Source organism: Streptomyces sp. NPDC089799, assembly GCF_040684755.1.
In the GTDB taxonomy this organism is placed as follows: Bacteria; Actinomycetota; Actinomycetes; order Streptomycetales; family Streptomycetaceae; genus Streptomyces.
In genome coordinates, this window is the sequence record NZ_JBFBGR010000030.1 from 21,922 (window position 1) to 45,767 (window position 23,846).

22 protein-coding genes and 1 pseudogene are annotated in these 23,846 nt (G+C 72.5%); 13 read left to right on the forward strand and 10 right to left on the reverse strand.

The window, feature by feature from the left end:
- Positions 1–296: 296 nt before the first annotated feature.
- Positions 297–1,097: pseudogene (locus tag AB0O36_RS27690) on the forward strand (SigB/SigF/SigG family RNA polymerase sigma factor); the annotation flags it as partial.
- On the opposite strand, the gene AB0O36_RS27695 reads toward AB0O36_RS27690, so the two are convergent.
- Positions 1,066–1,383, reverse strand: coding sequence for an ATP-binding protein (locus tag AB0O36_RS27695; RefSeq protein WP_365115003.1), 318 nt, complete (start codon positions 1,381–1,383; stop codon positions 1,066–1,068). The pseudogene AB0O36_RS27690 and the gene AB0O36_RS27695 overlap by 32 nt on opposite strands.
- A 335-nt stretch (positions 1,384–1,718) precedes the next feature.
- Positions 1,719–2,141 carry a PRC-barrel domain containing protein gene (locus AB0O36_RS27700; protein ID WP_365114929.1) on the reverse strand — a complete coding sequence of 141 codons (423 nt, stop codon included), beginning with the start codon at positions 2,139–2,141 and terminating at the stop codon, positions 1,719–1,721.
- A 114-nt stretch (positions 2,142–2,255) separates the two neighbouring features.
- On the opposite strand from AB0O36_RS27700, the gene AB0O36_RS27705 reads away from it, so the two are divergent.
- A complete protein-coding gene (locus tag AB0O36_RS27705; protein ID WP_365114930.1) occupies positions 2,256–3,596 on the forward strand; it encodes an aspartate aminotransferase family protein in 1,341 nt (446 codons plus the stop codon).
- 262 nt (positions 3,597–3,858) lie between these two features.
- Positions 3,859–4,776 carry a factor-independent urate hydroxylase gene (pucL, locus tag AB0O36_RS27710; RefSeq protein ID WP_365114931.1) on the forward strand — a complete coding sequence of 306 codons (918 nt, stop codon included), beginning with the start codon at positions 3,859–3,861 and terminating at the stop codon, positions 4,774–4,776.
- Here pucL and AB0O36_RS27715 read toward each other — a convergent pair.
- Positions 4,773–5,225 (reverse strand): histidine phosphatase family protein, encoded by a 453-nt coding sequence (locus AB0O36_RS27715; protein ID WP_365114932.1) that lies wholly within the window; start codon positions 5,223–5,225, stop codon positions 4,773–4,775. The genes pucL and AB0O36_RS27715 overlap by 4 nt on opposite strands.
- 171 nt (positions 5,226–5,396) lie before the next feature.
- Between AB0O36_RS27715 and AB0O36_RS27720 the strand changes: the two genes are divergently transcribed.
- The 5 genes from AB0O36_RS27720 to AB0O36_RS27740 all read left to right on the forward strand — a co-directional run bounded on the left by AB0O36_RS27720 (position 5,397) and on the right by AB0O36_RS27740 (position 7,536).
- Positions 5,397–5,618, forward strand: coding sequence for a CbtB-domain containing protein (locus tag AB0O36_RS27720; protein WP_365114933.1), 222 nt, complete (start codon positions 5,397–5,399; stop codon positions 5,616–5,618).
- 32 nt (positions 5,619–5,650) lie between these two features.
- On the forward strand, positions 5,651–6,415 hold the full coding sequence (locus tag AB0O36_RS27725) for a CbtA family protein (RefSeq protein ID WP_365114934.1): 765 nt from the start codon (positions 5,651–5,653) through the stop codon (positions 6,413–6,415).
- Positions 6,416–6,448: 33 nt separating this feature from the next.
- Entirely contained in the window at positions 6,449–6,697 is a 249-nt protein-coding gene (locus tag AB0O36_RS27730; protein WP_365114935.1) for a hypothetical protein, read from the forward strand.
- Positions 6,698–6,921: 224 nt separating this feature from the next.
- Positions 6,922–7,269, forward strand: a complete 348-nt coding sequence (locus AB0O36_RS27735; protein WP_365114936.1) for a hypothetical protein — start codon at positions 6,922–6,924, stop codon at positions 7,267–7,269.
- A 57-nt stretch (positions 7,270–7,326) separates the two neighbouring features.
- The gene (locus tag AB0O36_RS27740; RefSeq protein WP_365114937.1) at positions 7,327–7,536 is read left to right on the forward strand and encodes a hypothetical protein; all 210 of its coding nucleotides are present in this window, start codon (positions 7,327–7,329) and stop codon (positions 7,534–7,536) included.
- Positions 7,537–7,603: 67 nt separating this feature from the next.
- Here AB0O36_RS27740 and AB0O36_RS27745 read toward each other — a convergent pair whose 3' ends face one another.
- The 3 genes from AB0O36_RS27745 to AB0O36_RS27755 form a co-directional block, all read right to left on the reverse strand.
- Positions 7,604–8,002, reverse strand: a complete 399-nt coding sequence (locus tag AB0O36_RS27745; RefSeq protein ID WP_365114938.1) for a hypothetical protein — start codon at positions 8,000–8,002, stop codon at positions 7,604–7,606.
- A gap of 101 nt (positions 8,003–8,103) precedes the next feature.
- Positions 8,104–8,499, reverse strand: a complete 396-nt coding sequence (locus AB0O36_RS27750; protein ID WP_365114939.1) for a RidA family protein — start codon at positions 8,497–8,499, stop codon at positions 8,104–8,106.
- An 86-nt stretch (positions 8,500–8,585) separates the two neighbouring features.
- Positions 8,586–9,059, reverse strand: a complete 474-nt coding sequence (locus tag AB0O36_RS27755; protein WP_365115004.1) for an Rrf2 family transcriptional regulator — start codon at positions 9,057–9,059, stop codon at positions 8,586–8,588.
- 110 nt (positions 9,060–9,169) lie between these two features.
- On the opposite strand from AB0O36_RS27755, the gene AB0O36_RS27760 reads away from it, so the two are divergent.
- Both AB0O36_RS27760 and AB0O36_RS27765 read left to right on the forward strand, forming a co-directional pair.
- Positions 9,170–10,015, forward strand: coding sequence for a hypothetical protein (locus AB0O36_RS27760; protein ID WP_365114940.1), 846 nt, complete (start codon positions 9,170–9,172; stop codon positions 10,013–10,015).
- Positions 10,016–10,120: 105 nt separating this feature from the next.
- Positions 10,121–12,175 carry an FUSC family protein gene (locus AB0O36_RS27765; RefSeq protein WP_365114941.1) on the forward strand — a complete coding sequence of 685 codons (2,055 nt, stop codon included), beginning with the start codon at positions 10,121–10,123 and terminating at the stop codon, positions 12,173–12,175.
- 110 nt (positions 12,176–12,285) lie between these two features.
- On the opposite strand, the gene AB0O36_RS27770 is transcribed toward AB0O36_RS27765, so the two are convergent.
- Positions 12,286–14,370: a PhoX family phosphatase gene (locus tag AB0O36_RS27770; RefSeq protein WP_365114942.1), complete on the reverse strand. Its 2,085-nt coding sequence runs from the start codon at positions 14,368–14,370 to the stop codon at positions 12,286–12,288.
- Positions 14,371–14,679: 309 nt separating this feature from the next.
- Here AB0O36_RS27770 and AB0O36_RS27775 point away from each other — a divergent pair, with 309 nt between their 5' ends.
- Positions 14,680–16,446, forward strand: a complete 1,767-nt coding sequence (locus tag AB0O36_RS27775) for a VWA domain-containing protein (RefSeq protein WP_365114943.1) — start codon at positions 14,680–14,682, stop codon at positions 16,444–16,446.
- 79 nt (positions 16,447–16,525) lie between these two features.
- Here the strand turns inward: AB0O36_RS27775 and AB0O36_RS27780 are convergent, their stop codons facing one another.
- On the reverse strand, positions 16,526–17,113 hold the full coding sequence (locus AB0O36_RS27780) for a Uma2 family endonuclease (protein WP_365115006.1): 588 nt from the start codon (positions 17,111–17,113) through the stop codon (positions 16,526–16,528).
- Between the two features lie 185 nt (positions 17,114–17,298).
- Positions 17,299–19,131 carry an aspartate--tRNA ligase gene (gene aspS, locus AB0O36_RS27785; RefSeq protein ID WP_365115007.1) on the reverse strand — a complete coding sequence of 611 codons (1,833 nt, stop codon included), beginning with the start codon at positions 19,129–19,131 and terminating at the stop codon, positions 17,299–17,301.
- A 190-nt stretch (positions 19,132–19,321) separates the two neighbouring features.
- On the opposite strand from aspS, the gene AB0O36_RS27790 reads away from it, so the two are divergent.
- Entirely contained in the window at positions 19,322–21,529 is a 2,208-nt protein-coding gene (locus tag AB0O36_RS27790) for a SpoIIE family protein phosphatase (RefSeq protein WP_365114944.1), read from the forward strand.
- 43 nt (positions 21,530–21,572) lie between these two features.
- Positions 21,573–22,670 carry an AI-2E family transporter gene (locus AB0O36_RS27795; protein ID WP_365115009.1) on the forward strand — a complete coding sequence of 366 codons (1,098 nt, stop codon included), beginning with the start codon at positions 21,573–21,575 and terminating at the stop codon, positions 22,668–22,670.
- A 77-nt stretch (positions 22,671–22,747) separates the two neighbouring features.
- Here AB0O36_RS27795 and AB0O36_RS27800 read toward each other — a convergent pair whose 3' ends face one another.
- Positions 22,748–23,749: a pirin family protein gene (locus AB0O36_RS27800; RefSeq protein WP_365114945.1), complete on the reverse strand. Its 1,002-nt coding sequence runs from the start codon at positions 23,747–23,749 to the stop codon at positions 22,748–22,750.
- Between the last annotated feature and the right edge of the window lie 97 nt (positions 23,750–23,846).

Below are 23,846 nucleotides of genomic sequence, written 5' to 3' on the forward strand. Positions count from 1 at the left end.
CGTAACGCCCGAATCGTGACAGACCCTATCGCCGCCGCGCGGCGGCTACCCCGCATACCGCCACCAATCCGCCTAAAATGACCGTGTGCGCCACGCCAGGGCAGCACGCGCCGTCCGTGACCGGCCACGCCGCGTCACGGGGTACGCGCGCTGCCCTGGGGGTATATCCACAAGGAACGGCTCACGACGGCCCCGCCGTGCCACACACGGCGTGACCCCCACCGTCGGAGGAGCGATCGCAGATGGACACCGACCGCGCTTGCGAGAAGGCCACCGGGATCCCGGAGTCACCGGGGATGCCCGAGATGCCGGAGATCCCCGAGGAGCCACTGCGGGCCAGCACCGCGGAGGCACGGACCCTCTCGGTGGCCCTGTTCCGCCGGCTGAACGCCCTGGAAGAGGGCAGCCCGGAGTACTCGTACGTCCGCAACACCCTCGTGGAGCTCAACCTCAGCCTGGTGAAGTACGCGGCCCGTCGGTTCCGCAACCGCAGCGAACCGGTCGAGGACATCGTCCAGGTCGGCACGATCGGCCTGATCAAGGCGATCAACCGGTTCGATCCGGAGCGCGGTGTCGAGTTCACGACCTTCGCGATGCCCACCGTGACCGGTGAGATCAAGCGCTTCTTCCGCGACACCAGCTGGGCCGTGAAGGTGCCCCGCCACCTGCAGGAACTGCGCATCGACACCGCCAAGGCGTACGACGAGCTGGAGCAGACCCTGGGCCGCGGCCCGACCGACACCGAGCTCGCGGCGCACCTCGGTCTTCCGGAAGAGGAGATCGCGGAGGGCCGCAAGGCCGCCCACGCGTACTCGACCCGCTCGCTGGACGCCCCGGTGCAGGAGGACGGCGACGCGTACGCGACCACGCCCTCGCTCGGCGAGGAGGAGGCCGCCTACGACCGGATCGAGTGCATGGAGGCGCTCAAGCCGCTGCTGGCCGAGCTGCCCGAGCGCGAGCGCACCCTGCTCTCGCTGCGGTTCGGCGGCGAGCTGACCCAGTCCGAGATCGGCCATGTGCTCGGCCTGTCCCAGATGCACGTGTCCCGGCTGCTCACCCGTACGCTCACGAGGCTCCGGACCGGGCTTCTGACCGACCCCGAGCCGTCGGCGGACCCTGCGCCCCCCAAGCCTTCCAGGGCCCCCACGGATCCGGTGGACACGGCACCTCCACCCACACCGTCTTCCCGCCGCGCGGGTCGCCGCTCGGCGCCGTGCCCCAGCTCCGGGACAGCCGCTGCAGCACGATCAGCCCGTGCCCTCCCGCCCCGTCGCCGGCGCTCCGGCGCCGCCGCGGGGGCTCGGGGTTCCCGTCGCTGACCTCGATCCGCAGCCGTTCGGCGGTACAGCGGAGCACCAGCTCCCTGGGGCCGCCGGCGTGCATGCACGCGTTGGTCACCACCTCGGAGACCAGCAGCAGCACGTCCTCGGCGGCCTCGGCGGCTTCCGCCCGGCCCCGCGCGTCCTCATCCGGCTCTTCCGCCTCTTCCGCCCGGCCCCGCGCGGCCTCATCCGCCCCGCCCCGGAAGTCCTCCGGGGCGGGCCAGTGCCAGTCGGCCAGCGCCTGCCGGGTGAAATCCCGGCAGCGTCCGACCACTCCCGTGGTGGACCCGCCCAGCAAAAGCCGCCGGGTCTGCTCCACGCCCACGTCCACTCCCCTCACCCCCGATCGCCTGCACCCCGCACCCCGGTCGCCCCGATCGCCCGTACCCGCCGCAGTCAGCTGTGCCAGTACGCGTAGTGCTGCTCGGTGATCCGGATGGAGGCCAGGTCCTCGTCCTCGTACTGCCCGGTCTCGAAGTCCGGGCTCGCCTTGATCCGTTCCTTCGTCGCGGCGACGTGCACCGTCTCGTTCACCAGGTCGACGTCCTTCACCAGCCCGGCCGGGATCAGCTTGTGCCGCCCGAAGATCCACGGACCGGTGTCGACCACGATGTACGCGCGGGCGGCCCCGAGGGAGTGCTTGTCGATGTGACCGATGTGCCCGTCCGCCGCGTCCACCCGGAAACCGGACAGATCCGCGTCCACCACATGGCCGCCGCTCCTGGCGTATGCCCACATCTCCGTACCCACCACGGCCTCCAGCGCGCTCGCGTCCCGCGTGCTCGTCGTCAGCTGCGCGCCTACCCGCGAGCCCCGCACCCAATCACCGCAATGGCCACAAGAGGCCCAAGACCCTCATACGCGGCACGGTCGGACTGACAACGTCGGGCAAGACTTCTCGGTGTCCACATCGCGGACGCTTACTCTCGATCCATGAACGCAGATGTCGAGACCGTCAGAACGGCAGACCGGAAGCACGTCTTCCACTCCTGGTCCGCACAGGAGCTCATCGCCCCGCTCCCCGTGGCCGGGGCCGAGGGCTCGTACTTCTGGGACTACGAGGGCAACCGCTACCTGGACTTCAGCAGCGCCCTCGTCTACACCAACATCGGCTACCAGCACCCCAAGGTCGTCGCGGCCGTCCAGGAGCAGGCCGCGAAGATGTGCACGGTCGCGCCCGGCTTCGCCGTGGACGTCCGCTCCGAGGCGGCCCGGCTGATCGCCGAGCGCACCCCCGGCGACCTCGACAAGATCTTCTTCACCAACGGCGGCGCCGAGGCCGTGGAGAACGCCGTCCGCATGGCCCGGCTCCACACCGGCCGCCCCAAGGTGCTGAGCGCCTACCGCTCGTACCACGGCGCGACGACCGGGGCGATCAACCTGACCGGCGACTCCCGGCGCTTCGGCAACGACTCCGCCACCGCGGGCGTCGTCCACTTCTGGGGCCCGTTCCTCTACCGCTCGGCCTTCCACGCCACCACCGAGGCCGAGGAGTGCGAGCGCGCCCTGCGCCACCTGGAGGACACCATCGTCTTCGAGGGGCCGCAGTCCATCGCCGCGATCCTCCTGGAGCCGGTGGTCGGCGCCGCGGGCGTGATCGTGCCCCCGGCCGGCTACCTGCCCGGCGTACGGGAGCTCTGCGACCGCTACGGCATCGTGTTCATCCTCGACGAGGTCATGGTGGGCTTCGGCCGGACCGGCACCTGGTTCGCCGCCGACCACTGGGACGTCACCCCCGACCTGCTCTGCTTCGCCAAGGGCGTGAACAGCGGCTACGTGCCGCTCGGCGGCGTGGCGATCTCCGCCGCCATCGCCGAGACCTTCGCCCGCCGCCCCTACCCCGGCGGCCTGACCTACTCCGGGCACATCCTGGCCTGCGCGGCCGCCGTGGCCACCCTCACCACCATGGCCGAGGAGGGCGTCGTCGAGCAGTCCGCGCGCACCGGCGCCGAGCTGCTCGGCCCGGGCCTGCGCGAGCTGGCCGAGCGGCACCCGTCCGTCGGCGAGGTGCGGGGCCTGGGCACCTTCTGGGCGCTGGAGCTCGTACGGGACCGGGAGACGCGGGAGCCGCTCGTCCCGTACGCGGCCTCGGGCGCCGACAACGCCCCGATGGCCGCCTTCGCCGACGCCTGCAAGAAGGGCGGGCTGTGGCCGCTGGCCGCCGGGAACCGGCTGCACGTCGCGCCCCCGTGCACCATCGGCGCGGCGGACGTGGCGAAGGGCCTGGAGATCCTCGACGGGGCCCTCACGGTCGCGGACACCCATATGGCCTGACACGGCATGGCGGTTGGTACAGTTCCGGGGAGCTGCTCTCGGAGGTTTCGTCCCGTTCCTAACAGGGCGTAAACGTGTTGCAATCCGAAGCAGCACCTACGGACCGGGATGCACGTCAGTCCCGGGGCGGTCCTGGTTCGCGACGAGCCTGGGGACCGAACGGCGGGGGGCGACGCACCAGGATTGGGCTCCGGGGCGGTCGCCGGACGCCGGGCGTACGGATCCATTCATCCGGACCCGTGTACCCGAAGGAATCCAGCGCATGAGCAACCACGTCCTGGGCCAGAACCAGTACGGCAAGGCCGAGAACCGCATCGTCGTCGTGAGCCGCAAGGGCGGCGACGGTTCCTGGCACGAGATCCGCGACCTGAACGTCTCGGTGGCGCTGCGCGGCGAGTTCCGCGACGTCCACCTGACCGGTGACAACACCAACTGCCTGCCGACCGACACCACCAAGAACACGGTGTACGCGTTCGGCAAGGAGCACGGCATCTCCTCGCCCGAGGCCTTCGGCATCGCGCTCGCCAAGCACTTCGTGTCCTCCCAGTCCCCGATCCGCGAGGCGCAGATCCGCATCGAGGAGTTCGCCTGGGAGCGGATCCCCGTCCCGACCCGCAAGGAGCAGCACTCCTTCGTCCGCAAGGGCCAGGAAGTGCGCACCGCGCAGGTCACGTACAGCGAGACCACGGGTCTCCAGGTCATCTCCGGCCTGAAGGACCTGACCGTGATGAACTCGACCAACTCCGAGTTCCACGGCTACATCAAGGACAAGTACACGACCCTGCAGGAGGCGTACGACCGCATCCTGGCCACCAAGGTCACCTCCCGCTGGGCGCACTCGGCCCTCGCCGCCGACGACGCCGAGTACGACTGGGACGGCTCGTACAAGAAGGTCCGCAAGCACATGCTGGAAGCCTTCGCCGAGACCTACTCCCTCTCGCTGCAGCAGACCCTGAACCAGATGGCCGAGCGGGTCCTCGACAACTGCCCGAAGGTCAACGAGGTCCGCCTGAACCTCCCCAACAAGCACCACTTCCTCGTCGACCTGGAGCCCTTCGGCCTCAAGAACGACAACGAGGTCTACTTCGCCGCGGACCGCCCGTACGGTCTGATCGAGGGCACCATCCACCGTGACGGTGTCCAGCCCGTGATCGCGACCAGCGACTGGATCGTGGCCTAAGCCTCCCCGCTTCCGGCCACGGCTGCGGACTCCTCTGCCTCCCCGCAGGGCCCGCCCAGCCGCAGGTTCCACCGCCCCGCACGCCCACTGAGTTCGGTGAGCGTGCGGGGTTTTGCGTCCAGCCGCCAGAAGGCCGCGGCCGGCAGCTCCAGGGCGTGCACGACGGCCGCCCGTACGAAGGACTGCGCGGCGGTGATCCGGTGCGTGCCGGGGGCCAGTCCGTCCAGCCAGCGCCCCGCGCGTCCGACGAGGTCGAGCACCGACTCCCCGCCGGGCGGCGCGTATCCGGGGTCGGTGAGCCAGCTGCGGACCGCGCCGGGGTCCTCGGCGGCGACCTCGTCCAGGGTCCGGCCGGCCCACTCCCCGTATTCGGGGCCGAACCGGTGTTCCCTCATGGCCGCGTCGAGGGGCGGGGTGACCAGCAGAACTCGTACCGAAGAGGGGTTCATAAAGGCAGCGTAAGCGCGGTACGGTCCCGTACGGCACAAACAAACACCCACGACGGGACGGCGGAAGTACCGGTGAGAATCCGGCACGGTCGCGCCACTGTGAAAGTCAGACCCGCCCCCGTCGAAAAGCGCACCACTGACCGGGACGCGTGTTCCCCTGGAGGTACTGCCATGGCCCACTCCGCCGTGCCCTCGACGACCGATGCCCCCGTGCTCGTCGCCCCCATCTCCCTCAAGACCCTCGCCCCCTGGGCCGTCTTCACCGGGGTCCTGATGCTGGTCCTGCTCTACTTCATCGGCGTCGAGCAGGGCGCCACCGCCCTGTTCGAGGGCGAGACCGTCCACGAGTGGCTGCACGACGGCCGCCACCTGCTCGGCTTCCCCTGCCACTGAGTCCGGCCGCTCGGAGAACCAAGGGGACCACTGTGAACCAGGTTTCACCCCGCGCCCTGCTGATCCGGGGCATGCTCGCCGGCCTGCTGGCCGGTGCGGCCGCCTTCCTCGTCGCCTATCTGATCGGTGAGTCGAAGGTGGACGCGGCCATCGCCATCGAGGAGGCCGCCGCCCACGGCCACGACCACGGCGAGGCGGCTCCGGTCAGCCGCGCCCTCCAGTCCACCGCCGGGCTCGGTACCGGTGTCCTGCTGTACGGAGTCGCGCTCGGCGGCATCGCCGCGCTCGTCTTCGCCTTCGCGCTGGGCCGGATCGGCCGTTTCTCGCCGCGCGCGACGGCCGCCCTCACCACGGGCGCGCTGTTCGTGACGGTGACCCTCGTGCCGTTCTTCAAGTACCCGGCGAACCCGCCGGCCGTCGGCGACCCCGAGACCGCGGGCCGGCGTACCGCCCTCTACCTGCTGATGATCGCGCTGAGCGTGCTGCTGGCGGCCGGTGCGGTGATCCTGGGCCGGCGGCTGGCCCCCGTCCTCGGCAACTGGAACGCGAGCGTGGCGGGCGGCGGCGCCTTCGTCGCCGCGGTCACCCTCGCCTACGTCTTCCTGCCCGGCATCAACGAGGTCCCGGCGGACTTCCCCGCCGGCCTCATCTGGCAGTTCCGGCTGGTGTCGCTGGCGATCCAGGCGACCCTGTGGGCGACTTTCGGCCTGGTCTTCGGAGCTCTTGCCGAACGCCTGCTTGTCCCGGCGGCCGCCGCCCGTGAAGCTGGCGGGAAGGCGGTGCAGCCGACGGGTTGACGTCGGCCCTGAGGCGGGGCGGGGAACCGGGACATGACACGTGCGGCGGTAGTGCAGTGGCACGGCTGGACCGGGTCCGCCCCGCTCGGGCTGAACACGGGGATGCTGGCCCTGGTCCCGTTCACCAGCGGGCCGCTGCCGGCGCAGATCGCCGTGATCACGGCCATGGCCGCCCTCGGCGGACTGTTCCGGCACCTCTGGTCCGGGGACTACGGCCACCCCGCCGTGCACATCGCCGCCGCGCTCCTGGGTGCGGCGGCGGTGGCGTTGGTGGCGGTCTGACGCCGGTCCGGCGTTGGGGTCGGTCCGAGTCCGATGGCGGTCCGACCGTGGCCTGACGGCGGTCCGGCGGTGGTGTGACGGCGGTCCGACGGAAGCGGGACCGGGCCCCGGAAGGCTCCTCACCCGTCCGGCGGTACGCCGCCCGGGGTGTCTTCATCCGCCGCCCGGGGGCATCTGGGGACCCGATGGGGATCCCTCCCGGCGTGTCGGGGCACAGCCCCCGCATGATCGGTCCGCGGTACGCACTGACGAAGGCCCTGACGGTGGCCTGCGTGCTGCTGCTCGTCCTCTTCGCCCCCGGTGCCGGCGCCGCCTCCGCGGCCGCGGCCGGAGCGGCGGAGCCCCGGTCCGCCTCCTCCGTGCCCGCCGAGCCCGATCCGTCCGCGGATCCGGAACCGCGGGCGGCGCTGCGCCCGGCCGCCCGCGGGACGCCGGCCGGCCGGCTGCCCGCACCGGGCGCGCGGACGGACGCGGCTCCGGCCGCGCGCGGCCTCCCGGGCGGACCGGACACCCGGAGGGAGCCGGGCGGAGCCCGGCCGGCGGTGGTTCGGAGCGTGGTGCTGCGCTGCTGAGGGTGCCGAGCAGCGGAGAACCACCCACCGACACCAGCCGACACCCGAGGTGCCGTCATGCCCATCGACCCCTTCGCGGCCCTGAACGCCATGCTCCGCGCCGAGGCCGCGCGCTTCTCCCCGCCCCCGCCCCCGCCCGCGCCCGCCTCCCCGGCCGCCTCCTCGCCGCAGCGGCGGACGGCGGAACCGGACCGGCAGCGGACGCCCGAGCAGACGGACGAGCAGCCGGAGTCCGGCACCGCGCCGGTTCCGTACGAAGCGCACTGACGCGAACGCCGGTTCCCGTGCCGCACGGGCACGGGAACCGGCGTCTGCGCACGGCCGGGCCGGAGGATCAGGGCTCGCGGACGTGGTAGCGGTAGAAGGCCACCGCGCCGACGAAAGCGCCGGTCAGCAGCCCGATCACGGTCGAGCTCAGGATGCTGTCCCCGGTGAGGCTGTACAGGTACCCCATGGCGATGCCCGCGAAGGCGCCGTACGCGGCGGCGCGCAGTTCCTGGGGGACCCTCCTGTCCATCCGGTCCAGGGCGAACAGGGCACCCGCGAAGATCACGCCGCACAGGATTCCGTAGAAGACGTTGGCGGCGTCGACGGGACCCATCTGGCGCTTCATGAAGGCCGCGTAGACGCCGTAGACGAGGCCCAGCAGCAGCGGGCCGGCGTACGCGCTCGTTCTCAGGTGCTGCCGCTCCGCCGCGTGCCGCCGCGGTGCGGTGGGTGCCGCTTGTGCCATGACGGGGCTCCTTCCCTCTCCCCCGTCATCAAGGGCACACCCGGCGCCCGCACCGGGCAACTTGGATCACCGCGGTGCGGTGGGGCCGGGCGGGGCGCGGATCAGCCGCGGACGGCGACCGCGTCCATCTCGAAGAGCATCCCGGGCAGGGCCAGGGAGGCCACCCCGATCAGGGTCTGCGCGGGCAGTTCGGTGCCCCAGGTGGCGTGCAGGTGCCTGAGGAGCACCTCCAGCTTCTCCATGTCGTGCCCGACCACGTACGTGCCGATGCGGACCACGTCGGACGGGCCGAGGCCGGCCGCCTCCAGGGCGGTGCGGAGGTTGGCGAAGGTCTGCTCGACCTGCGCCTCGAAGTCCTCGGAGACCACGTGGCCCTCGGCGTCCGAGCCGTACTGCCCGGCTATGAAGACCTGCTCGCCGGGGGCGGAGACCACGTGGCTGTAGCCGAAGCCGGTGGGGTTGTGGAGACCTGCCGGGTTGATGATGCTGCGCGTCATTGCGAACTCCTCGGTGTCTTCCGTAGGTGCTGCCTGGAGGTGCTGCCTGGAGGTGCTGCCTGAAGGTGCTGTCCGAAGGCGTCGTGCTACCGGCCGGCCGCGAGCCAGGCGCGCAGTCGTTCGGGGGCCTCGGGGGCCTGCCGTTCCGCCTGCTGCCGGATCTCGTCGAGGGTCTGCGCGGCCAGTTCGCGGCGCCAGGCCAGTTCGGCCCGGTTCATGGCGTGGGCGATGGCGCAGTCGGCCGTGTAGGAGGCGGCCGGGCCCCCGCCGGGGCCCTGCTGCCGGATCTCGGCGCAGCGGAACGCCTCCTCGGCTCCCTCGACCGCGGCGACCACGTCCATGAGCGAGATGCGGTCCAGCGGGCGGGCGAGCCGGAAGCCGCCCTTCGGGCCCGGGGTGGACGTGACGATGCCCGCCCGGGCCAGTGCCTGCAGCTGCTTGTTCAGGTAGGCCGGGGGCAGCTCGTGCCAGGCGGCCAGGCGCGCCGCCGAGACGGCCCGGTCCCCGCTCCAGGCCAGGTTCACGCAGCTGTGCAGGGCCCACTCGACGCCCTCGCTCATCTTCATAATCTGGATATTAGCTATCCAGATTATGAAGATCAAGCCCTGCGGGCACCCGCTCGCAGCACCACCGGTCGCGGCACGCCCGGGCCCTGCCGTTCCCTGGTGACGTGCGCACCTTCGTCTCGGCCGTCCTCGTCGCGCTCATGGCGCTCCTCGTGCCGCTGAGCGCCGTCGCGTACTGGGCCGACCGCGAGCTGGGCGACGTCGACCGCTACACCGCCGCCATGTCCCCGCTCGCCCGGGACCCCGCCGTCCAGGACGTGGTCGTCACCCAGGCGACCCGGGCGATCTCCGGGCAGATCGACGCCGGGCCGTTCCAGGGCGGGGTGGAGAGCCTGCTCACCGACGCCCTGCACTCCTTCACCGGCACCCCCGCCTACCGGGCCGCCTGGGACGCCGCCAACCGGGCCGCGCACGACGCCTTCCTCAAGGCGCTCACCACCGGCGAGGGCAACGCCGTCACCCTCGACCTCGCCCCGGTCGTCCAGCAGATCAAGGGCCGGCTGGTGGCCGACGGGGTGCCGTTCGCCGACCGCATCCCCGTGATGCACACCCAGATCGAGGTCGTCGAGTACGACAACCTCGGCGCGTTCCGGAGGGTCTTCCGCATGCTGCAGATCGCCGGCATCTGGCTGCCCGTGCTGACCCTGCTGCTCGCCGCCGGAGCGGTGGCGGTCGCCGTCCACCGGCGGCGCGCGGTCCTGGCCACCGGGCTGGGCCTGGCCGTGGGGGCGGTTCTGCTGTGGACCGCGGTGCTGGTCTGCCGCCACATGGTCCTGCGCGACCTGCCGGCCGGCGTGGACCGCCCGGCGGCCGAGGCCGTGTACGACGCGCTGACCGCGTTCCTGCGCACCACCGCCTGGGTGGTGCTGGCGGCCGGACTCGCCGTGGCGCTCGCCGCCTGGCTGACGGGCCGCCTGCGCCGCACCCGCGGCCGCCCCGGCACCCCATAAGCTCGGATCGTCCGCAGAAGGGGCAGAAGGACCGCTTCACGAGCGATGACGCCGAAACCGCATGGAAACGGCGTACAAGCGGCACAGGAACGGCACGGAAAGGGCATGACCACGGAACCGATACCGACTCCGCCGGGGGCCGGTGCCCCGGGGCCCGGAAAGGACCGGCACCGCCGCAGTGCGCTCGCCCCGCCCGGATGGCTGCTCAAGGGGCTGCGCCCGAGCTCCGCGCCGGTGCCCTGGGCCGCGGCGGTACGGGCCGGTGTCGCCCTGGCCGCACCGCTGGCCGCCGGTTTCGCCCTGGACGAGCCCGAGTACGGCGCGCTCGTCTCCATGGGCGCCCTGTCCGGGGTGATCGGCGACACCGCCGACGCGTACCGGATGCGGATCCTGAACATCGCCGTGCCGCAGCTGTTCGGCGCGGCCGGAGTGGCCCTGGGCGCCCTGGTGTACGGCCGGGGCTGGGTGGCCGTCGGCGCGCTCACCCTGGTCGCGCTGGTCTCCGGGATGATCTCCACGATCGGTACGGTCGCCTCCGTCGCGGGACTGCTGCTCCTGCTCAACGCCGTGGTCGGGGCCGGCATCCCGCTGCCGGAGCCCTGGTGGACCGCGCCGGTGCTGCTCGCCGCCGGCGGGCTGTTCGTCCTGCTGCTCACCCTGCTGGGCTGGCCGCTGCGCGGGCGGCAGCCCGAGCGGGCCGCGGTGGCGGCGACGTACCGCTCGCTGGCCGGACTGCTGGAGGCCGCGGGCGGGCCGCCCGCCGCGTACGAGGAGCACCGGCACGCCGTCACCCAGGCGCTCGACCAGGCGTACGACCTGCTGCTGGGCCGGCGGGCCCGGGTGCACGGCCAGAACCCCTCGCTGTCGCGGATGCTGGCCCGGCTCAACGCCGTCATCCCGCTGGTCGAGGCGGCGCCCGCCGCGCACCTGCGCCGCCGGCCGCTGCCGCCGGAGATCCCCGCGGCGGTACGGCGGCTCGCCGAGGCCGTGGAGTCGGAGCGCGCCGAGCGGGTGGTCCTGGACCTGCCCGAGCCGCCGGAGGGCGTCCAGGCCGCGCGGGCCATCGACACCGGGCTGCGGCACGCGGCCGAGGTCATCGCCGAACGGGACCCCTACCGGCACAACATCGACGACCGGCTCGGCCGGCCGGCCGCCCTGCGGATCCGGGTGCGCCGGGCGGCCCGCGCGGTGCTCTTCTCCGGTGCCTCCTGGCGCTACGGCCTGCGCCTGGCCCTGTGCATCGGGCTCGCCCAGGCGCTGGTGTCGGTGGTCGAGGTCGAGCACTCGTACTGGGTGCCGCTGACGGTGACCTTCGTCCTCAAGCCCGACTTCGGGTCGGTGTTCTCCCGCGCGGTGCTGCGCGCGCTGGGCACGGCCGGCGGGCTGGTGATCGCGGCGGCGGTGCTGGGCGAGGTGCCGCGCGGCTGGTGGGACGTGCCGGTGATGCTCGTGCTGGGGGCGCTGATCCCGGCCTTCTCGGTGAAGGGGTACGCCTTCCAGACCGCGGCGATCACCCCGGTCATCCTGCTGCTGTCCGACCTGCTGAACCATGCCGGATTCGACCTGATCCGCCCGCGGCTGCTGGACAGCCTGATCGGCTGCGGGATCGTGCTCGTGGCCGGCTACCTGCTGTGGCCGGAGAGCTGGCACACCCGGATCGGGGACCGGCTGGCGGACGCGGTCGACGACGCGGCGCGGTACGTGGAACGGGCCTTCGGGCCGCTGCCGGCCCGCGCCGGGGCCGACGGCGCCCCTGCCGACCCGCAGTCGGCCCTGCGGGCGGCCCGCACGGCCCGGCTGCAGGCCCGGCGGCGGATCTACCGCGACCTGTCGTCCGTCCGCTGCGAGTTCCAGCGGGCGCTGACGGAGCCGCCGCCGACGGGGGCGCGGGCGGCCGCCTGGTGGCCGCTGGTGGTGGCGGTGGAGCGGATCGTGGACGCGACGACGGCGGCCCGGGTCCGGGTGAACCACGGCGCGTCGGCGCCGGCGGCCGACGAGGTCACCGCCGTGGTGACCGAGCTGCACGGCCTCGCCGACGGCATCCGCCACAGCTCCGAGCCGTACGCGGTGCGGGCCGCCCTGGACACCCGCGAGCCGGGCGTCCTCTCGCCCCTCCGCCAGGAGGTGGCCGCCGCCCGCGCCATCACGTCCCCGACGTGACGGCGCGGTGACTGCACCATGACGGCGCCCCGGCGCGGCCGGGTGGGCCGCGCCGGGGCGCAGGTGTGTCGGACGTCCTGTGTCGGACGCCGGGTGTCGGACGCCGGGTGTCAGACGCCGATGTTGCGGCCGTCCTTGCGCCAGACGCTCACGACCGCCGGGCGGACGATCTTGCCCGGTCCGTCGGGCCACACCGACTGCGGGTTCTCGACGGAGGCGCCGTCGATCTCGCCCGGGTGCTGGACCGACACCAGGACGCGCTTGTCCTGGACCAGCGGGCCGCAGGTCTCGGCGCCGCGCGGGACGGTCAGGAACTGCTTCAGCTCGCCGCGGCGGTCACCGCTGACCGCGACGCCGAACAGGCCGTCGTGCGAGCCGAGCTGGTTGCCGTCGGTGGAGATCCACAGGTTGCCGTGCGGGTCGAAGGCCACGTTGTCCGGGCAGGAGATCGGGCTGACCTTGTCCTTCGGGAAGCCCGCGAAGTAGGTGGCGGGGTCGGACGGGTCACCGGCGACCAGGAACAGGCGCCAGGCGAAGGCGTCGCCGGCCGGGTCGTCGAAGCTCTCGGCGAGCTCCAGGATCTGGCCGTGCTTGTTGGCGTTGCGCGGGTTGGCCTCGTCGGCGGCGGGCGAGCCGGCGGTGCCGCGCTTGGTGTTGTTGGTCAGCGCGATGTAGACGCGGCCGGTGCGCGGCGAGGGCTCGACGTCCTCGGGGCGGTCCATCTTGGTGGCGCCCACCTTGTCGGCGGCCTGGCGCGTGAAGACGTACACCTCCTCGGCGGTGAAGCCCTCGACGTGCGAGACGTTGCCGGTGGCGAGCGGGATCCACTGGCCGGTGCCGTCGAACTGGCCGTCCGAGGGGTACGTGCCGCTGCCGTCGATCTGGTCGGCCGGGGAGTCGCCGGTCAGCTTGGCGACGTAGAGGGTGCCCTCGTCGAGCAGCGTGAGGTTGTGCTCCTTGGCGGCGCGGGTGTTGCCCTTCATCATCCGCTTGGCAGAGACGAACTTGTAGAAGTAGTCGAAGCGCTCGTCGTCGCCCATGTAGACGACCGGACGGCCGTCCTCGGTGAGCCGGGGCTGCGCGGCCTCGTGCTTGAAGCGGCCCAGCGCGGTGCGCTTGCGCGGCACGGAGTTCGGGTCGTACGGGTCGAGCTCGACGACCCAGCCGAAGCGGTTGGACTCGTTGGGCTCCTGGGCGACGTCGAAGCGCTTGTCGAAACGCTCCCACTTGCGCTCGGAGGCGGCGCCGGTGATGCCGTAGCGCTTGAGGCGGGCGGCCTGGACGGGCTCGGTGACGGAGCCGCCGTTGGCGAAGTACTGGTTGAAGTTCTCCTCGCCGTGGAGGGTGGTGCCCCACGGGGTGGTGCCGCCGGCGCAGTTGTTGAGGGTGCCGAGCACCTTGGTGCCGGACGGGTCGACGGAGGTCTTCAGCAGGGCGCTGCCGGCGGCCGGGCCGGTCAGGCGGAACTCGCTGGTCGTGTGCAGGCGGCGGTTGAGCTGGTGGCGGCTGACCGCGGTGAGCTTGCCGCTGCGGTGGTCCTCCTGGACGACGACCACGGACAGGCCGTGCGCGGCCCAGGCGATCTCGACCTGCTCCTTGGTCGGGTTCGCAGGGTCGTACCCCTTGAACATCAGGTTCTCGTCGGTGTACTCGTGGTTGGCGACGAGCAGCTGCTGGCGCTCGTAGCCACTGCCGTACGGGAGCAGGCTGAGGAAGTCGTTGTTGTAGCCGAACTGACCGGCCTGGGCGGCGGCGGTCTGCTTGTCGGCGTTGAAGCCCGGGGCGCCCTTGACGATCGGGTCGCCCCACTTGATGACCACGTTCTGCGCGTAGCCCTCGGGGATGGTGACCTGGTCTGCGGTGTTCGGGGCGACCGGGGTGAAGCGGAGGCCGCGGGCGGCCTGCCCGGCGGAGTCGGCGCCGGCGGCGGCCGCGTCGCCCTCGGCGGCAACGGCCGTGCCACCGCTCTGGCTCAGCGCGATGGAGCTGCCGACGGCACCGGCGACGGTGACCACGGCGGCGGCGCGCATCATGGAGCGGCGGGAGTACGCCTTGGCTATGACATCGCCGGCGTACTCGTTGTCGCTGGTGTTGGGAACCTCGTGGAAGCATGCGTCACCGCAGCGGTAACGGCAGGTGAGGGCAGAACGGTTGCCCGCGTGATTGTTGGACAAAAGGGGCAGCAGCTTGCGCACGACGACGTCCTCCGGGTAGGTACACGGCGACGCCCCCTGCGCCGACACCGTGTCGGAACGAATCCAGCCGTGACGGTAAGAGGGTGTTGCGCCTCTACGGCAGCACGTGGGTGAACGCCACGTGAACGCGACAGGTCAGAGCGGGAGTTCACTCCTGCGGCCCCAGGACCCGTACGGCAGGCACCCCGAAAGGGCGCCCCTCCCGAGGTTCCAGCCAAGGGGCCGATAACCTTACGTGTCCACTGTGGGCAGGGATCTTCCGCGCAGGACGGACAAATGACGCACGCTAATCATGCGAAAGGCTCGCCCATGGGTATTCGGAGCTTGTTGCGCAAGGTGTTCGGCCGCTCCTCGGAGCCGGTTCCGGAGACCCCTACCGATGCCACTGCCACCCAGCAGCCCGCCCTTCCGGCGCAGGCAGCCGAGCGGACGCCGATGGACGCGGCGGAAGCGCTGGTGGCTGCGTCCTTCGACAACCCCACCGTCCCTCCGCAGTCCGCTCCGCGCGACCGCGGCACCCTTCTGACCGCCCCGGCACCCACGCCGGACCCGACCGTGCCGGAAGCGCGCCGCGAGGCGGCTCCGGCGCAGGCGAAGCCGGTCGATTCGACCGATTCCGCCGATTCTGCCGATTCGGCTGCGCCGGCTGAGCCCGTGGCGGAGCCGGCGCCGGAGCCCGCCGCCGATGCGGTCGAGCCCGAAGCTGCTGCCGTCGAGGCGGAAGCCGAGCCGACCGCCGTCGAGGCCGTTGCCGAGCAGGCCGCCGCCGAGGCCGTTGCCGAGCCGGCCGCCACCCAGGCCGAGCCCGCTGCCGAGCCGGTCGCCGTGCCGGAGCCGGTTGCCGAGGCCGAGCCGCAGGAGGCCGCCGCCGAGGCTCCGGCGCAGGCCGAAGCCGCCGAGCCCGTCGAGGCACAGGCCGAGGTGGCCGAGCCCGAGGCGGCTGCCGCCGAGGCCGCACCCGATGCGGTCGAGCCCGAGGCCGCTGCCGACGAGGCGGAAGCCGAGCCGGCCGCCGCCGAGGCCATTGCCGAGCCGGTCGCCGCACAGGCGGAGGAAGCCACTCCCGAGCCCGTCGCCGCACAGGCCGAGGAAGCCGCTCCCGAGGTCGAGCCGGAGCCCCAGGCCGCCGAGGCGCCCGAGGCAGAGGTCGAGGCCGTGCCGGAGCCCGTTGCCGCGGCGGAGCCGCAGGACACCGCCGTCGCCGAGGCTCCGGCGGAGGCCGAAGCCGCCCCTGAGCCCGTCGCAGCCGAGGCCGAGCCCGCGGTGCAGGCCGATGAGCCGGAGGCCGCCCCCGAGCCGGTCGCCGCAGCGGCGGCCGACACCCCTGCCGAGCCGCAGGCCGATGAGCCGGAGGCGGCCCCCGAGCCCGTCGCCGCGCAGGCCGAGGACGTCCCCGCCGAGCCGGCCGACGTGGCGGCGGAGGCCGGCCCCGCGGTGGCGCTCGCCGCCGTGAAGCGGCGTGCGCCCGGGATCGCCGGGCCGTACAAGGCCGCCGGGCAGGTGCTGCGCGGCAAGGGCCGGGCGGGTGCCCGGGCCAAGGTGTACCTGGTGCTGGACCGGTCCGGCTCCATGCGCCCCTTCTACAAGGACGGCAGCGCCCAGCACCTCGCCGACCACGCGCTCGCCCTGGCCGCGCACCTCGACGAGGACGCCACCGTCCACACCGTGTTCTTCTCCACGGAGGTCGACGGCACCGCCGACCTCACCCTCGACGACAGCGAGGGCTGGGTGGAGCGCACCCACGCCGAGCTCGGGCGGATGGGCCGCACCAGCTACCACCGCGCCGTCGAGGCCGTCGTGGAGCACTACGAGAAGTCGCAGTACGAGGGCCCGGCGTACGTCGTGTTCCAGACGGACGGCGCTCCCGACAGCCGCCAGCCGGCCAAGCAGGCACTCGCCGACGCGGCCGCGCACGACATCCACTGGCAGTTCGTCGCCTTCGGCGACACCGACAACAAGGCGTTCGACTTCCTCCGGAAGCTGGACGCCCCCAACGCCGGCTTCTTCCACGCCGGCCCCGCCCCGGCCGAACTGACCTCGGCCGCCCTCCTCAAGGGCGTCCTCGACCGGTTCTGAACACCCACGGCCGTGCCGGCCCCGTCACCCGGGGGCGGCACGGCCGGTCAGGCGGTCAGCCGGTCGACCCGGCAGCCGCTCAGCGGACCCACGCCTTCAGCGGCTCGGTGTCCAGCTCCATCCCGACCGGGTCCGGCAGGGTCACCGTCTTCCCGAAGGCCGCCGTCTCGGCCCGGCCGTACTTGCCGCCCTCCGGCTCGCTGTAGACCGTGACCTCGCAGACCTCCCGGTCGATCAGCAGGTAGACCGGGATCTCCGCCTGGGCGTACGCCACCGGCTTCTCCTGCCGGTCCCTCTGGTCGGTGTCACTGTCGTACGAGGTCACCTCGACCACCATGAGCACGTCGTCAGGGCTCGCCCATTCCCCCTGCCCGGCGAACGCCCCGCTCGGGGCCAGCGTGCCGTCCGGCCTCGCGTTGCCCTTGCGGTAGGACTCGACGCGCAGTCCCCGTTCGGCATAGAGCCACCAGTTCTGGTCGGCCTGGATGCACCTTCGGGTCAACCACTCGATGATCGTGTCGTGGTCGCCGTCCGGCATGGCCTTTTCCCTCACCTTTCCGTTGATGAACTCCAGGCGAAGGGATTCCTCCACCCGATCTCCGTATCGGGCCAGTTCCTCGAACTGGTCCTGCCGCAAGGCGCCCGCGCGCTCCTCGACAACGCCCACGACGGCCTCCTCCGGGATCGGTGGTGCTTTCCACGGTACGTGGTCACCGACCCACTCGGCGGGTTTCACCGACAGCTTCGTCATGGCGGGCAGCCAAGCACGCGAAAGGGCCCGGGATCCGCAGATCCCGGGCCCTTTCACCCACGCGGGTACGTGCCCGCGGAATATGCCAAAAGGCTGGTGCGTCAGCGCGCGGCGTCCGGGTGGACCGCCTCGGCGACCGGCTTGGCGTCGGACGGCTTCGCGTCCGCGCCCTTGACCTCGACCGGCTTGCGCAGCGAGATGTTCAGCTCGCGCAGGCGGGCCTCCTCCAGCACCGTCGGCGCGCCCATCATCAGGTCCTGGGCGTTGCCGTTGAGCGGGAAGGCGATGGTCTCGCGGATGTTCGGCTCGTCGGCCAGCAGCATCACGATGCGGTCGACGCCCGGAGCGATGCCGCCGTGCGGCGGGGCGCCGAGGCGGAACGCGCGCAGCATGCCCGCGAACTCGCGCTCCACGGTCTCCGCCTCGTAACCGGCGATCTCGAACGCCTTCAGCATGACGTCCGGCTCGTGGTTGCGGATGGCGCCGGAGGACAGCTCGATGCCGTTGCAGACGATGTCGTACTGCCACGCCAGGATGTCCAGCGGGTCCTTCTCCTCCAGGTCCTTCATGCCGCCCTGCGGCATGGAGAACGGGTTGTGGGAGAAGTCGATCCGGCCGGTCTCCTCGTCCCGCTCGTACATCGGGAAGTCGACGATCCAGCAGAACCGGAAGACGTTCTCCTCGAAGTGGCCGGCGCGCTTGGCGGCCTCGACCCGGACCGGGCCCATGATCTTGGAGACCTCGTCGAACTCGCCCGCGCCGAAGAACACGGCGTGGCCGGCCGCCAGACCCAGACGCTCGGTCAGGACCTTGACGTTCTCCTCGGTGAGGAACTTGGCGATCGGACCGGTCAGCGTGCCGTCCTCGCCGACGCGGACCCAGGCCAGGCCCTTCGCGCCGAGCGAGACCGCGTAGTCGCCGAGGCCGTCGAAGAACTTGCGCGGCTGGGCGGCGGTGTCCGGCACCGGCAGGGCGCGGACGTGCTTGCCCGCGAACGCCTTGAACTCCGAGCCCTCGAAGACGTCGGTGATGTCGACGAGCTCCAGCTTGGCGCGCAGGTCCGGCTTGTCGTTGCCGTACTTGAGCATCGACTCGCGGAAGGGGATCCGCGGGAACGGGGAGGTGACCTCGCGGCCGTTGCCGAACTCGGTGAAGAGCTCGGTCATCAGCTTCTCGATCGGCTGGAAGACGTCCTCCTGCTCGACGAAGGACATCTCCACGTCGAGCTGGTAGAACTCGCCCGGCGAACGGTCGGCGCGGGCGTCCTCGTCGCGGAAGCAGGGCGCGATCTGGAAGTAGCGGTCGAAGCCGGAGATCATCAGCAGCTGCTTGAACTGCTGCGGGGCCTGCGGCAGCGCGTAGAACTTGCCCGGGTTCAGCCGGGACGGGACCACGAAGTCGCGCGCGCCCTCGGGGGAGGTCGCGGTCAGGATCGGGGTCGCCATCTCGTTGAAGCCGAGGGCCACCATCTTGTGGCGGATCGAGGCGATCACGGCCGAGCGCAGCATGATGTTGCGGTGCATGCGCTCGCGGCGCAGGTCGAGGAAGCGGTACTCCAGGCGGCGCTCTTCGTTCACACCGTCGTCGGTGTTGATCGTGAAGGGCAGCGGGGCGGCCGCACCGAGCACCTCGACCTCGGCGGCCTCGATCTCGATCTCGCCGGTGGGGAGCTCGCCGTTGATGTTCTCCGCGCCGCGGGAGACGACCTTGCCGTCGACCCGGACCACGGTCTCCTTGGAGAGCTTGTCCAGGACGGCGGCGGCGGCGGTGCCGGGACGGGCGACGAGCTGCGTGATGCCGTAGTGGTCGCGCAGATCGATGAAGAGGATGCCGCCCAGGTCTCGACGATTGTGCAGCCAGCCGCTCAGCCGGACGTCGGCGCCGACGTCAGAGGCACGGAGCTCGCCGCAGGTGTGGGACCTGTACCGATGCATCATTCATCCAGTTCTTCGCGATAGCAGGTGGGATACAACCCCACCAAGGTTACCGTCCGGGTCGGGACGGGGCCGCCGACGGACCTGCCCCTGTGGACGACCGGTCCCGTGGACGACCGGTCCCGTGCACGACGGGACGGGTCCTGTGGACAACGGGCCACTCGCGCCGACGACCTGTAAAGATGACGGAATGCGCACCGAGGACGTCCTGGCCGCCACCGCGACGGGCATGTGGCGCTGGGACAACGCCTCCGGGATCGTGACCCTCGACGGCGAAGCCGCCCGGCTGCTCGGCCTGCCCGCCGCGCACGTCGACCTGCCCGAGGTCGCCGTGCGCTCCCGCTTCCATCCGGTGGACTGGAACGAGATCAACGGCATCGTGAACCTCGCGGTCGCCGAGGGCACCCTCGCCGAGGCCCTGCTCCGGGTGATGGACGGGGACGGCCGGGTGCTGCGCACCGTGCGCAGCCGCTCCAAGCCGCTGGAGAACGTCACCGCGGACGGCCGTACGGACTACCAGCTGATCGGCACCCTCCAGGAGATCGCCGCACCGCAGCCCGGCACCGCCGCCGCGCACACCACCGTCACCGGCGACTGGCGGCGCTCCCGGGAGGCGTTCCTGCTGGACGCCGGGCGGGCACTGGCCGAAGCCCGCTCCACCGCCGAGGTGCTGCGGGTCGCGGCCTCGCTGTCCATGCCGGGGTTCACCCCGGACGGGCTCGCGGTGTTCGGGGCGGCCGGCGACCGGCTGTCGATCATCGGGCACCACGGGCACAACCCCGGGGACGAGGGCCCGTTCACCGAGATGCCGCTGGACACGGACTACCCGGCCGCCGAGGTCGTCCGCACCGGACGGGCCGTCTACCTGCCCAGCCCCGAGGAGTACGAGCGCCGCTATCCGGCCGCCTGGCCGCTCGCCCGCGGCTTCGGCCGGTCCTCCTGGGCCTTCGTACCGCTGATCGTGGCCGGGCGGACCATGGGAGCCTGGATGGCCGCCTTCCGGCACCCGGTGTCCTTCTCCCCCGACGAGCGGTCCGTGCTGACCACCGTCGCCCGGATGCTCGCCCAGGCCCTCCAGCGGGCCGGCGTGGCCGAGTCCGAGAGGGAGCTCACCACCGGCCTGCAGCGGTCGATGATGCCCACGCTCGGCCCGGAGATCCCCGGGATGGCGGTGGCCGCGCGGTACGTGCCCACCGGCGGCGGCCTCCAGGTCGGCGGCGACTGGTACGACATGATCCCGCTGCCGTCGGGCCGGTTCGCGCTGGTCATCGGCGACGTGCAGGGGCACGACGTACGGGCGGCCGGGCTGATGGGCCAGCTCCGGATCGCGGTGCGGGCGTACGCCTCGGAGGGCCACCGTCCGGACGCGGTGCTCTCCCGCGCCTCCCGCTTCCTCTCCGGGCTGACCGACTCCTACGGCGCGTACGGCGCCACCCCGGGCGCCTCGGGCCCGTCCCGTACGCCGGGCACGGGCGGCAGGGACGCGGACGGGGACGAGGAGCTCTCCGGCCCGCGCTTCGCCACCTGCCTGTACGTCGAGTGCGACCCGGAGACCGGCACGCTGGATGTGGCCCGGGCCGGCCACCCCGACCCGGCGGTCCGGATGGCCGACGGGACGGTGCTGATGCGGCCCACCGCGGGCGGCCTCCCGCTGGGCATCGTCCCCGACACCGACTACCCCACGACCCGTTTCACCCTCGAACCGGGCGAGACGATGATCCTGTGCACCGACGGGCTCATCGAGACCGGCGGACACGACCTGGACACCGGCTGGGCCCGGCTGAGGGCCGTCCTGGAGTCCCGGCCGCCGGAGGGCGGCATGGACCTGGAGAAGCTCGCCGACCTGCTGGTCTCCGCCGTGCACGGCCCGTCCTCGCACCACACCACCGGCCCGCTGGCGGACCGCCGCGAGGACGACATAGCCCTGGTGCTGCTCTGCCGGGAGGGACCGGGCGCCGACTGCGGCAGTACGCCCGCCCACCCGGTGCGGCCCGCCCGCCGCACGGTACTGACGGTGGCCCAGGCCGAACCGCAGCGCATCGCCGGCGCCCGCCGCCAGGTGCGCGAGCTGCTGCACGACTGGGCGGACGCCGACCAGGTGGACTCGGCGGTGCTGCTGGTCTCGGAGATGCTCGCCAACGTGCTGACGCACACCGACGGGGACGCCCTGCTGGTCGCAGAGGCGGCCGGCGAGCTCGGTGCGCGCAGGTTCCGGGTCGAGGTCGCGGACTCCAGCGACGAACTGCCGCACAAGCGGCACCCGGGCGAAATGGCCTCCAGCGGACGCGGCGTGCTGCTGATGGAGATGCTCGCCGACCGCTGGGGCGTGGATCCGCGCGGCGCGGGCAAGTCCATCTGGTTCGAGCTGCACGAGCAGGCGAAGCCCGCCTCCGACTGACCGGGGGCCGGGAGGGCGCGCATGGTTGGATGACGCCGTGTCGATCTCCCTCCTCCCCGAACCGGTCCGGCGGCTCGCCGCCTGGTGCGCCGTCTTCCTCCTCGTCACCGGCGTGGCGGCGGTGCTGATCTGGCTGTGCGTCGTCTTCAAGGCCGCCGTCACGCCCGCGCTGCTCGCGCTGCTCGGCACGGCCCTGCTCGGCCCGATGCACCGGCGGCTGATCCGGATGCGGGTGAACCGTTCCCTCGCCGCCGCGCTGACCTGCCTGGCCGTCGTCGCCCTGGTCGGCGGCGCCGCGTACGCCGTGGGTGTGGCCCTGGTGCAGACGGGCGACGAGATCGTGGACTCGCTGCGCAAGGCCGGCCGGGACATCGCCGAGCACTTCGGGGCGGCCGGCACCTCCCTGGAGGACCTCGCGAAGAACTCCCGTGACCTGCTCTCGAAGTTCGGCGGCACCGCCGCCTCGGGCGTGATCACCGGGCTGAGCGTGGTCGGCCAGATGTTCGCGACGGCGCTGCTGGCGATGGTGCTGGTGTTCTTCTTCCTGCGCGACTCGCACCGGGCCGCCGGGACCCTGCGCTCCATGGTGCCCAGCCACTCCGGGGACATGATCGAGGCGATGGGCCGCCGGGCCTACGAGGCCGTCGAGGGCTTCATGCGCGGCACGACCTTCATCGCGCTGATCGACGCCGTCCTCATCACGGCGGGCCTGCTCGTGCTCAGGGTGCCCGGAGCGGTCGGCCTGGGCGCGCTGGTCTTCGTGACCGCGTACATCCCCTACCTCGGCGCCTTCCTCTCCGGCGCGGTCGCGGTCCTGGTGGCCTTCGCCGACGGCGGCTGGACGGTCGGCCTGTGGGCGCTGGGCGTGGTCCTGGCCGTGCAGGTCATCGAGGGGAACATACTGCAGCCGGTCGTCCAGAGCCGGACCGTGCAGATGCACCCGGCCGCGGTGATGCTCACGATCACCGCGGGGGCCAGCATCGCCGGGATCCTGGGCATGCTGCTCGCCGTACCGCTGACGGCCGCGGCCTTCGGCGTCCTGTCGGAACTCCGGGCCCGCTACGCCCGCCCGCAGTCCGGACCCGGGACCGAGCCCGGGACCGATGCCGGGACCGAGCCCGAGCCCGCACCGCAGGTCTGACGGCACGGGGCCGGGGGTGTCCCCCGGCCCCGCCCGTCACCTGTCACCGTTCACCCGTACCCGTCACCCGCCGCCTGTCACTCGTTCTCGGACTCGGCCTCGCCGGTTCCGCGGTGGCCCAGTCCGGTCCGCTCGGTGGTCGGGATCCGGCCCAGCCGGCCGGCCTGGAAGTCCTCGAAGGCCTGCTGGAGTTCGGCCTGGCTGTTCATCACGAACGGCCCGTAGTGCGCCATCGGCTCCCGGATCGGGCGGCCGCCCAGCAGCACCACTTCGAGGGCGGGGGTGTGGGAGTCCTGCGACTCGTCCGCCCGTACGGTCAGCGAGCCGCCCTCGCCGAAGACGGCGGTCTGGCCGGTGTGCACCGGCCGCCGCTCGGCGCCGACCGAGCCGCGCCCGGCCAGGACGTACGCGAGTCCGTTGAAGTCCTCCCGCCAGGGCAGGGTGATCTGCGCGCCCGGGGTGACGGTCGCGTGGATCATCGTGATCGGCGTGTGGGTGATGCCGGGGCCGTGGTGCCCGTCCAGCTCGCCGGCGATCACGCGGAGCAGCGCGCCGCCGTCGGGGGTGCTGAGCAGCTGGACCCGGCCGCCGCCGATGTCCTGGTAGCGCGGGGGCATCATCTTGTCGGAGGCCGGCAGGTTCACCCACAGCTGGAGGCCGTGGAACAGGCCGCCGGACACGACCAGGGCCTCCGGCGGGGCCTCGATGTGCAGCAGGCCGGCGCCCGCGGTCATCCACTGCGTGTCGCCGCCGTTGATGACGCCGCCGCCGCCGTTGGAGTCCTGGTGCACGAAGGTGCCGTCGATCAGGTACGTGACCGTCTCGAAGCCCCGGTGCGGGTGCCACGGCGTGCCCTTGGGCTCGCCCGGCGCGTACTCCACCTCGCCCATCTGGTCCATCATGATGAACGGGTCGAGGTACTGGTAGTTGATCCCGGCGAAGGCCCGGCGCACCGGGAATCCCTCGCCCTCGAACCCGGCGGGCGCGGTCGTCACGGCGAGCACCTTGCGCGGCACGGCCGTCTGGGGTTCGGCGACGCGCGGGAGCGTCAACGGGTTCTCCACGGTCACAGCAGGCATGGTCGGACCTCCTTCTGCGTCGAGTTTAGTTGAAACTCGAACTTTCTGCCACACCCCCGGAACAGAAGAGGTCCCGGGGACATTCCCCGGGACCCAA